The organism is Arenibacter sp. F26102, assembly GCF_023015865.1.
Lineage (GTDB): Bacteria > Bacteroidota > Bacteroidia > Flavobacteriales > Flavobacteriaceae > Arenibacter.
In genome coordinates, this window is record NZ_JALKBC010000029.1 from 18,452 (window position 1) to 29,312 (window position 10,861).

At 38.3% G+C, this 10,861-nt stretch carries 7 protein-coding genes; 6 read left to right on the forward strand and 1 reads right to left on the reverse strand.

Going from position 1 to position 10,861, the window contains the following annotated elements:
* Window positions 1-1,224: 1,224 nt before the first annotated feature.
* Complete coding sequence (locus MWU78_RS21750) at window positions 1,225-2,274, reverse strand: LacI family DNA-binding transcriptional regulator (protein ID WP_247001832.1); 1,050 nt, start codon at window positions 2,272-2,274, stop codon at window positions 1,225-1,227.
* A gap of 170 nt (window positions 2,275-2,444) precedes the next feature.
* Between MWU78_RS21750 and MWU78_RS21755 the strand changes: the two genes are divergently transcribed.
* The 6 genes from MWU78_RS21755 (at window position 2,445) to MWU78_RS21780 (ending at window position 10,128) form a co-directional block, all read left to right on the forward strand.
* Window positions 2,445-3,299 carry a sugar phosphate isomerase/epimerase family protein gene (locus MWU78_RS21755; RefSeq protein WP_247001833.1) on the forward strand — a complete coding sequence of 285 codons (855 nt, stop codon included), beginning with the start codon at window positions 2,445-2,447 and terminating at the stop codon, window positions 3,297-3,299.
* A 2-nt stretch (window positions 3,300-3,301) separates the two neighbouring features.
* Window positions 3,302-4,468, forward strand: a complete 1,167-nt coding sequence (locus MWU78_RS21760) for a Gfo/Idh/MocA family oxidoreductase (protein WP_247001835.1) — start codon at window positions 3,302-3,304, stop codon at window positions 4,466-4,468.
* Window positions 4,468-5,355, forward strand: a complete 888-nt coding sequence (locus MWU78_RS21765) for a phytanoyl-CoA dioxygenase family protein (protein WP_247001837.1) — start codon at window positions 4,468-4,470, stop codon at window positions 5,353-5,355. The genes MWU78_RS21760 and MWU78_RS21765 overlap by 1 nt, the downstream gene beginning before the upstream one ends.
* 2 nt (window positions 5,356-5,357) lie before the next feature.
* Window positions 5,358-7,487: a PQQ-binding-like beta-propeller repeat protein gene (locus tag MWU78_RS21770; RefSeq protein ID WP_247001840.1), complete on the forward strand. Its 2,130-nt coding sequence runs from the start codon at window positions 5,358-5,360 to the stop codon at window positions 7,485-7,487.
* Window positions 7,488-7,523: 36 nt separating this feature from the next.
* A complete protein-coding gene (locus tag MWU78_RS21775; protein WP_247001842.1) occupies window positions 7,524-9,110 on the forward strand; it encodes a ThuA domain-containing protein in 1,587 nt (528 codons plus the stop codon).
* Between the two features lie 64 nt (window positions 9,111-9,174).
* Complete coding sequence (locus MWU78_RS21780) at window positions 9,175-10,128, forward strand: TIM barrel protein (RefSeq protein WP_247001844.1); 954 nt, start codon at window positions 9,175-9,177, stop codon at window positions 10,126-10,128.
* Window positions 10,129-10,861: the final 733 nt, after the last annotated feature.

Genomic DNA, 10,861 nt, shown 5'->3' on the forward strand with positions numbered 1-10,861 from the left:
TTTATTTAGGTTAGAACAAAGCTGCTCAATTATTCCGGATTGGATTAGTGTATTCAAAAATTGTAATCTTAAGATGAACAAGAAGTAGAAGTTATGAAATCGCTCAGATTTTTCAAATTGTTGTGTATCATGTTATGTTGCTGTTGGATTTTTACAGACACTAAAATCTAGTCCAGAAAATATAGGAGAAGGTGAGAGCCCCTGAGATATATGACTGGAATTATAGGCATTACGACAGGCGTGTCTATGATTATAAGATGTTAGGAAAGGATAAGTTACACTTGACCAGATATACCGGGCAAAATGTACTGGATTCTCTAGATAATTTGGACCAAAAAAAACTATTTAACTTATCTTTGAGCTTTAGTGTCCCTACCCTTATGCTCATGATTCCAAAAAAGAGTAATATTTTTGGCAGTCAACTATGGACAATCAGTTCATAAGAATTACCGTGCCGGGACCAGGTCTTGCCGATGATTAATATTTTGACACACTCCTAGAGGCCGTAAAAACCGGATATAATCGTTAAAGTTCGAAAAAGCGGTAATAGTATACCACCCACTCCGGAGTATAGTGAACCACTGAAATATCGATTCTATTTGTTAATTGCCGAAGGCCATTTTTTTTGTTATAGTATAAAGACCAACAAACAAATAGACATGCGAAATGTAAAACAGATATTTAAGTTTTACTGTGAGACTGTGATTAAACGCTAGCTAAGTTCAAGATAGTGACTTTCTCGTAATACCATTACCAAAATACATTACCTTTTCCAAGTGCTATCAATTGACCAGCTATAAGGTCTCGAAAATGAGGAAGTAGAGAAACAAGAATTAAGGCCGCTGCCCTTCAAAAAGTACCATATCAAATCATACGCTAAGGAAGCGGTGAACAAGGATTACCATATCTACTTTAGAAATGACAAATACTACTATAGCGTACTCTACCAACATGTAGGAAAGAGTATCAGTATAATCCACTCCGATAACCTTGTAGAGATATTCCATTAACTGGAACGCTTGGCCGCCCACCAGGGGAATAGAAAGAGTACGCCTAATCTGCAGTAAAGGAACTGGGGTATTATTTTAAATCAGTTCCTTACAATCTAAGAAAAAAGGGTTTGACTTTAGATAAAAGTCAAACCCTGGTTATTTTTAACTTACACACTTAAAGGGATAGTGTCTTTTTGAGTATTTACTATACTCACTTTGACCGGCACATCTGTTACGCCATAAAATCATTATAATATTGCCTATTAGATTTCATGATAATATCTATTGGAAGGTAATTATTTTTTTTTACTTTTTCCTTTTTGATCAACATGTCATAAAATAATTTCATGCCAAAATGAGCCTGCGTATAAGGCCTTTGAGAAATAAGAAAGTCTATAATTCCCTCCTCCAAATATTTTATGTTTTGTTCGATTAGGTCATAGCCGATGAGAATATAATTAGTTGACGGCTTAAAGAGAGAAGCTACTTTATGAATACCATTTGTAAAAAACACACCTCTTATCGAAGGTGATTCTTTCAACAGTTGGTTTATCTCTTGTTTGATTAATTTTATGTTTTCCAGATTACTTTCATATCTTTTTATATTTCTGCCTTTGTCTCTAAAAAAATCTCTAAAGCCCTTCTCTCTATTTGCAAAATGAAGATGATTATCATCCTTTCCTGTTAGGTTGACAATCAGAATCTCTGAATCTTGAATCAAACATTTTTGAAATAGTTCTGCTGCAAGCCCGCCACTATGTTGAGAATGCTGGCCAATAAATGGAATATCATTGAAAAACTCATTTCTAGTATCAAAAAAAATAATATGTGTCCCTTTTTCTTCAAGTAGGGAAATAAATCTATCTGTTACATTATGGAAAATAGGGACCATGAATACTCCGTCAAATGTGCCTTCCAATATTTCCAAAGTCCGCTGCAAATAAGAACCCTCATCATTTTGTTTAAAATGAAATATATCAAATTCGAATCCAAAAGGAATTAATTCGACGGTTATATCCTGAATCCCCCTTAAATGCTCTTTCCAATATGGGTTATCATCCGTAGCTTCCGGCATAAGCACGGCAATGGCATATTTTTTCGCCGATTTTAACCGACTGGCCAGTATATTTGGCGTGTACCCCAATTCTTCAATAGCTTGGAGGATACGCTTACGTGTCTCTAGAGATACGCCACCACGATTGTTGAGCACTTTATCAACTGGGCCAGTGGATACACCAGCATGTTTCGCTATATCCTTTATACCAATGGATTTATTTTTCATATTTAACACTAAAACTAATTAATAATTGCAAAAAAAGTAAAAAAAAATTTGGCAGGAAAGAAATAAGCATCTATTTTTGGTAAATAGTGAACGTTCACTATTGTTATTTTAAGCAAATAAGTGAATGTTCACATATTTATTTAATGTAAAGTTAATTAAATTAAAACATTATGAAAATAGGTATTGATAGTTATTGTTACCATCGTCTTTTTGGAGAAGTATATACTGGGCAGGATCGACCCAAAAAGATTTTGACATTTGAACAATTTTTGGAAGGTGCCATTTCACTCGATATTGATGGGCTATCGCTTGAATCTTGTTTTATTCCACAATTTGACAAATCCTTTTTAAATTCAGTTAAAGAAAGTCTTGATATTGCTGGACTTGACCGAGTATATGCATGGGGGCATCCTGATGGATTGGAAGGCGGACAAAACGAGAAAGCCTATCATGACATGATCGATCATATGGAATATGCGGTAGATATCGGTGCAAAGGTAATGCGTGTTGTCGGAAGCAGCCATCCCTTTCGATTGGAGCCTCATGGCCCCCAGTTGGAAAAGCTTGGGACCATGTTTAGCAATGCCACAAAAATTGCAGAAGGCCATGGGATCAAACTTGCCATTGAAAACCATATTGATTATAACTCTGATGAAATACTGCAATTGGTGAAGTCTGTAAACTCACCATATTTTGGAGTTAATTTTGATACTGGTAATTTTTTAAGGGTTTTGGACGATCCTATTCAGGCTATGGAAAAGTTGGCGCCGCACGTGTTTGCCACCCACATTAAGGATTTACTACCCGTTAAAGGTGTTCCCGTTAATGAATGGAACTTTTTTTCGTGTGTCCCTACTAATAGTGGTCTCATTGATAACGCCAAATTGGTTCAAATTTTAAGAGAAAACCATTACGAAGGGTTTTTGGCAGTTGAGATTGATTTCCTGCACCCTGACTATACAAATAAGGAAGAAGAAGTTGTTGCTCAAAGTATTAAGGAATTGAGGAAAATAGCACAGATCTAAGAATGAAGAAGTTAAACATAGGTATTGTCGGGTATAAATTCATGGGCAGAGCACATAGTAACGCCTGGAAAAAAGCTACTTTATTTTTTGATCTTCCTTTTGAGCCTGTCCTCAAAGTAGCCTGCGGCAGAAAAAAAGAAGAACTCGATAAATTTGCAAAGAGATGGAGCTGGGCCGAAACGGAAACAGACTGGAGAAAAATGATCGCTAGGGACGACATTGATATAATCGATATTGCCGTACCCCAGAGTTTGCATTTTGAAATCGCCGTTGAAGCTGCCAAGGCAGGAAAACACATATTTTGTGAAAAACCAATGGCCATGAATAGTGAGCAAGCCATTGAAATGTTACGTGTTTGTGAAGAAAACAATGTAATTCATTACCTGAACCATAACTATAGACGCGTGCCCGCTGTAGCATTGGCAAAAAAAATGATTGCCGATGGATTAATCGGTGATATATATCATTGGAGATCTTCATACCAACAAGATTGGATAACCGATCCCGACTTTCCGATTACTTGGCAGCTTAAAAAAGAATGGGCCCGGGCCGGTCCTCATTGGGATCTAAATTCCCATTGTGTAGATCTTGCCCATTATTTGATAGGTCCAATAAAAGATGTTACTGCAATTACAACAAATTTCATTACTGAAAGGCCCATTGCCATTGAAGGAAGTACGGGCAATCTTAAAGGCCGAGCAAGTGAAGGCCAAATGGAAAAAGTAACGGTTGAAGATGCTGCCCTCATGCTTGTGAACTTTTCAAATGGGGCCGTTGGTTCATTTGAGGCCACACGTTTTGCGAACGGTAGGAAAAATAAATTGTCCTTTGAAATTTATGGGAAAAAGGGCAGTTTAACCTTTGATCTTGAAAAAATGAACGAGCTGGGTTATTATGCTGTGGATGACCAGGAACAACTTCGAGGGTTCCGGACAATTTTGGTTACAGAGGACAACCATCCATATATGGAAAACTGGTGGCCAGCAGGCCATATCATAGGTTACGAGCATACTTTTATACATGCAGTGGCCGATTTTATTTCAGCAATATCCGAACAAAATTCGATCAGCCCCAATTTTCATGATGGAGTGGAGGTAATAAAGGTACTGGAAGCAGGGCTTCAATCTTCCTATGAAAAAAGAACAATAACACTTAACAATAATCCATAATGGAAGCATCCTTAAAAAAACAATTTATAGAAGAAGGTTATATAATTCTAGACGTACTTTCCGATAAAGAAATCTTCCATTTTCGAAGCATTATGGACAATTTGTTGAATCCAGAAATAAGGGCATCCATCAATTCCAAGCGTGGTTCATCATTCCAACATTTGGGAGATAATCTATCAGAATTTGGACAGGAGGCAAGGCAATATTACTTTCATTTACTGACCAAAGCAGGTACAGAACCAATACATCACGCCTTCCATCACCCAGCTATTTTAGAGGCCGTGGAGCAACTTATAGGGCCGAAACCTATTATAAATAACGCTTCCATCCTAGCGGCCAACGAAGGAACTTCTTATTCCCTGGGGTGGCATAGGGATATTATTCAAATTCCAGAGGACCAAATCGAAGACTGGCTGTTTTCTCCTGAGCGTTTCCATAATAGTGTTCAGATCAATCTCCCCTTGGTAGAAGAAAATTCGCTCTGGATCGTTCCCGGAAGCCATAACAGACCAAATACGGCCGAAGAAAATATGGCCTTTTCAGGATCAAAACATTATGCTCCAATTGGGGTAGAGATGCCCGGTGGCATACCTGTAAAACTAAATGCAGGTCAGGCCGTTCTTTACAACAACAATCTAATCCATAGAGGTTATACGGAGACAATGAAGGTGCCAAGAAGAACAATACACATGGGGTATCACAGTGCTGCATACCCTCCAACATGGCATTTTTATCTGTTGAACAGCGAATTGCTGACCAAAGAATATTTAAATACTTTGAGTCCAACAATAAAATCCATGATGGAGGATTACATAGCTTGTCGTGCCGAGTATCCCGACATGTCCAAAACTTGGACCAAGGCCTATAATTTTCCAAGTCCCAATTAAATATGAAATTCAGAAATAGTTTAACATACAACTGGCCTTTTTACAAAGTGCTTATAATAATCTCTTTAGTTCTTTCAGGCTGTAACCCAGAACCTGAGGTCTTTTTTGCCAATGAAGATTGGGCAGCTCCCGGAGGAAATCAAGGCCAATCAAAGTATTCTGCTCTGGACCAGATCAACACGAAAAATGTTGGGAAACTCGAGAAGGCATGGACCTTCCATTCCGGAAATATGAAAGGAAACATACAAATTAATCCACTTGTAATTTCTGGTGTAATCTATGTAACCAGCCCTGCCCAAGAACTAATGGCCATTGATGGTTCAACCGGAGAAGAAATATGGCGTTTTAACCCAGCAAGGAGTGGTGAAACTTTTGGTGGTGTAAATAGGGGGCTATCGTATTTTAAATCCAATGAATCCCAATGGATATTCTTCACATCGGGACCTTTCTTAAATGCTGTGGATATGGCAACTGGAAAGGCAGTAAGTACCTTTGGTGATCAAGGCCGTATAAACCTGAATGAAGATTTAGTCAAAGAGGCTTCCAAAATGGGTATTTCATCGCCTGGGGCCCCTATGATCTATAAAGACAAAATTATAGTGGGTGCCATGAGTTGGAGCTCTCCTGCAAATATCAGTGCATTCAATGTGTTTACAGGGAAAAGAGAATGGATCTTCCACACCATACCACGGCCTGAAGAGTATGGTTATGATACTTGGGGCGACAAGAATTTTTGGAAAGAAGGAGCGGGAGTAAATGTATGGGGCGGAATTAGTGTCGACGAAAGTAATGGCTTGGTGTTTTTTGCAACAGGACAGCCCAAAGATGATTTTTACCGACCAGACAACAAGGGAAAACAATTATTTGGAAATTGTATTGTGGCGTTAAATGCCGATACCGGAGAACTCAATTGGCATTATCAGGCCATTCACCATGACCTGTGGGATCTGGATCTACCCTGTGCCCCTATTCTAACGACCCTATTGGACAATGGCAAAAAAGTTCCTGGTGTCGTTCAGCTGAGCAAAACTGGAAATGTATTTCTTTTTAACCGGGTAACCGGAAAATTGTTATCAGATGTGGAGGAGCGGGCTGTTCCCCAAAGTCCTCTTTTGGGTGAAAAGGCCTTTCCGACCCAGCCCTTTGTGAAATGGCCAGAGCCTATTTCCAAACAGGTGGTAACCGCTGATGAATTGACCAACATTAGCCCAGAAGCAAGAACCTACGCTTCCAAAACGTTTAATAGTGCGGATGCCGGTTGGTTTGTTCCACCATCAGAAAAAGGAATTATATATTATGGAATTCATGGTGGTGCAGAATGGGGAGGTGGATCATATAATCCTAAATCCAATACCCTTTTTGTAAATTCTAATGAATTGGCCTGGCATATTACCATGCAAGATATTCATTCAGACGAAAAGAATAGTGCACAAGAACATCCAGGAAGAAATTTTTATCTGGAAAGTGGATGTGTTAGTTGCCACGGTACAAACCTGGAAGGTGAAGGGAGCATCCCTTCATTAAAGAACTTGGCCGGTAAATATAGCCAACACGAAATAGCGCAAATTATATCCAAGGGCAAAGGGGCCATGCCTTCCTTTTCTCAAATCCCAGAGGACGAATTACAGATGATTTCGGCCTATTTAATGAATCTTGAAATAAATAATGTTGAATCAATTACAGATACTTCTAAAAAGACCCCTTACTACCAAGCCTTGGACTACACCAAATTTCTAGACGAAAATGGCTATCCGGCAACTGCTCCTCCTTGGGGGACTTTAAATGCACTTGATTTAATAACGGGTAAAATAAAATGGAAAGTGCCGTTGGGAGAATACCCGGAACTTACTGAAAAGGGTATTCCAATAACCGGAACCGAAAATTTTGGAGGCAGCATCGCTACTGCCGGTGGAGTATTATTTATTGGCGCCACAAGAGACCGAAAATTTAGGGCATTTGACCAGGAGACTGGGAATATTTTATGGGAATATCAATTGCCTTATGGGGGCTATACAACTCCCAGCACATATACGGCCAAAGGAAAACAATATGTTATTATTCCGGCCACTGGAGGTGGTAAGCTCGGTAATCCAACAGGGGACACCTATATTGCTTTTGCCTTGCCTGAATGATAATACGCTAACTAATATTTTTAACAGCGATACAAAATGAGGGATTACACTTTAAAAATCATCAAGGCTCTTCTTTTGATAATAATTTCTGTGGGAACAAGTACTGCCCAGAAGTCCAGCGAACAGACAAAAATAGTTCTCTTGGCGGGAGCAAAAAGCCATGAAGCTGGTGAGCACGAATACATAAAAACAGTCCGCCTTATCAAAGTAATGCTCGATAACTCGAATGTTAAAAATTTAGAAACAGAAATTCACTATAATGGGTGGCCTGAGGATGAAGGCACCTTGGAAGATGCAGATTTAATTTTGAACTTTTCCGATGGATATGATGGTATAGAGGGAACTCCTTTTGCTCCTGTGGCATTCCGTACTCCTGAAAGGATGAAACTTATAGAAAGACTTATGAATCGGGGATGTGGATTTATCACAATGCATTTCGCAACCTTTATTAGGGATGAGGAAGGCGAACAAGTACTTGATTGGGTAGGAGGCTATTTTGACTGGCAAGGTGATAATGGCGAAAAAAATTGGTATTCCTCTATTAAAACGATTTCTGCAGATATAAATAAAGAATCTTTGATGAAGCACCCCATTACCAATGGTGTGGAGCCCTTTACCATAAAGGAAGAGTTTTATTACAATATAAGGTTTAAAGAAGATGATGACCGATTAAAGCCTATACTTACCATTTCTGAACTGGAGACTGAGAAAGAGAACGGGAAAGTGGTAGCCTGGGCCGTAGAAAGGGAGAATGGTGGTCGTGGTTTTGGCTCAACAATGGGGCATTATTATGAAAACTGGGAAAACAAAAATTATAGAAAACTACTATTAAATGCAATTGTATGGACTGCTGGGGCAAAGCTTCCTCGTAAAGGTGTAGAGTCAAGGTTTTATGACGATAAAGAAGTTACGCAGATGCTTTATGGAAAATCCCTGAAAGCACTTATTCTAACAGGAAATCACCATCCGGCCCATCACTGGGAGCAAACTACTCCTATTTTAAAAGAAACCTTGGAGGAAGATTCCGAAATGAAAGTTGATATCTCCACCGATATCGAAGATTTAATTCAATATAACTTAGCGGACTACGATGTTTTACTTTTTAATTATTGCAATTGGGAAGATCCAAAAGGTATTAGTACTAAATCCAAAGAGGCATTGATCAATTATATGAAGACTGGTGGTGGATTGGTAATCGTGCATTTTGCGAATGGGGCTTTCCATTATTCCCTGCCAAATGCCGGTGAATCCGATTGGCCCGAGTATAGAGAAATTGTTCCGAGGGTTTGGGATCATGAGGTTAGCGGCCATGATACATTTGGAGCGTTTAAGGTAAACGTTGTAGATTCCGATCATCCCATTACTCTTGGTAATGAACCATTTACGACTGTTGATGAGCTCTATTTTAATCAGGTTGGGAATATTCCAATAACTCCGTTGTTGACTGCAATATCAAAAAAAACAGGCAAGGAAGAACCTCTGGCATGGATACACGAATACGACAAGGGAAAAGTTTTTCAAATTCTTTTGGGGCATAGTGCTGAATCAATCCAGGTTCCAGAGGTTAAGCAAATAATAAAAAGAGGGACATTTTGGTCAACTGGAAAATTAAGAGTTGAATAATAAAATCCCTTATGTCATGATACTTGATAGAAAACATTTTCTTAAATAATATTAAACAATGAATATGAAATACTTTCCAAAACTAAGGCTGTCCCATTTATTTGATAAGAAATTTATTGTACCACTGATTTTATCTACGATGATTTTTTCATGTGCAGATCAAAAGCAAAATAATAAATTGGGTTCCGTCTTTGAGAGGGAAAATTTAATTGCGTGGTGCATTGTGCCCTATGACAGTAAAAATAGAACTCCGGTAGAGCGTGCTGAGATGCTCAAAGATTTAGGAATCAATAAACTTGCCTACGATTGGAGAGATGAACATATTCCTACTTTTGACGAAGAACTTGCGGCTTTAGAAAATAGCAACATCAAACTTCAAGCATTTTGGTTCCATTCAGGTCCTGATCCGTCCAATGATAAAGACCTGAAAATTATTTTGGACCTTTTTAAGCGAAATAACACAAAAACCCAATTGTGGACAATGTTTCGTGGTTGGCCGCCCAGCTTTGACAATTTAAGTCAAACGGACAAAGTAAAAACTGCTGCAGAAGCTGTTGCTTATGTAGCCCAACGATTAGATGAATTAGGTTGTAGTCTAGGTTTGTACAACCATGGAGGATGGTTCGGTGAGCCTGAAAATCAATTGGCTGTTATAGAATACCTTAAATTGAAGAACATTGGTATTGTCTATAATTTCAGTCATTCAGAAACACAAATTCAACGCTTCCCAGAATTTTATCCACAAATATTACCACACTTGTATGCCATAAACATCACAGGGCTAAAAGGCGGTTACCCAGCAGAGGTTGTTCCTATTGGTGATGGAAATATTGAGGAAAAAATGATCCGTATAATTCAAGCTAGCTCATATCGCGGACCCATCGGAATAATTAATGAAAAATTTGCGGACGATGCTGCTGACGGTTTAAAGTTGAATATGGAAGGTTTAAAAACCATTCTCAAATCGTTGGGGGACAATAAGGCAGTCGAAACCTACAGCTACCTAAAGTCCAATTAGAACCTTCTCTTGGAAGGACAACCATTCTACTGGCACATATGGGGACATGGCTTTATATTCCACTTAAATGTTAATAATTTAACAATGGACTACTTAGGAATGGTATGCAAAGTAATGTTGATAAAAATATAATACTCATTTCTTAAGTCGAACTCACGTTATTTAAGGAAATGATGGAAGGTATAGAAATGTATAAGGTGCCGCTTTCTTGTGTTTGAGTTTTTGATTTACCACAACAAAATGCCGATTGGAATATAACGACTACAAGTTCAAGGAAATGCACGCAGGAGGAGATCGGAAAATTAAACGATAGATTTAAAAAACAATAAACAAGGTGAGTTAATGATGAATAGCGAACAGCAGATGATTATTAAAAAACAATAAATATAAACACATGAAACACATTTTAACAATGCTACTTTTAACAACTTGCTTTGTAAGCCAATCTCAAGATGCCAAGCATCAAGACGTAAATTATAATGTAGGCATCCAATCATTCGGATTTAGAAATTTTGACCTGGAACATACTTTAAGTGGATGCAATAAAATGGGTATTACTCATGTCGAATTTTTCCAGAAGCACATATCTGAAGTGTAGGCTTCCCCTTTTTAGGACACCTCTAAATTCGATAAATAATTGTTGTTTAGGTCAGATTTGATGAAGAATTTAAATTCTTCATCAAATCTGGGCATATATTCTTTGGGCGATTTATTGCCCAGGGACTTATGTGGG

Coding starts and splice junctions, on each gene's coding strand:
- MWU78_RS21750 (WP_247001832.1), bottom strand. CDS start 2,274: ATGAAAAATAAATCCATTGGTATAAAGGATATAGCGAAACATGCTGGT.
- MWU78_RS21755 (WP_247001833.1), top strand. CDS start 2,445: ATGAAAATAGGTATTGATAGTTATTGTTACCATCGTCTTTTTGGAGAA.
- MWU78_RS21765 (WP_247001837.1), top strand. CDS start 4,468: ATGGAAGCATCCTTAAAAAAACAATTTATAGAAGAAGGTTATATAATT.
- MWU78_RS21780 (WP_247001844.1), top strand. CDS start 9,175: ATGAAATACTTTCCAAAACTAAGGCTGTCCCATTTATTTGATAAGAAA.
- MWU78_RS21770 (WP_247001840.1), top strand. CDS start 5,358: ATGAAATTCAGAAATAGTTTAACATACAACTGGCCTTTTTACAAAGTG.
- MWU78_RS21775 (WP_247001842.1), top strand. CDS start 7,524: ATGAGGGATTACACTTTAAAAATCATCAAGGCTCTTCTTTTGATAATA.
- MWU78_RS21760 (WP_247001835.1), top strand. CDS start 3,302: ATGAAGAAGTTAAACATAGGTATTGTCGGGTATAAATTCATGGGCAGA.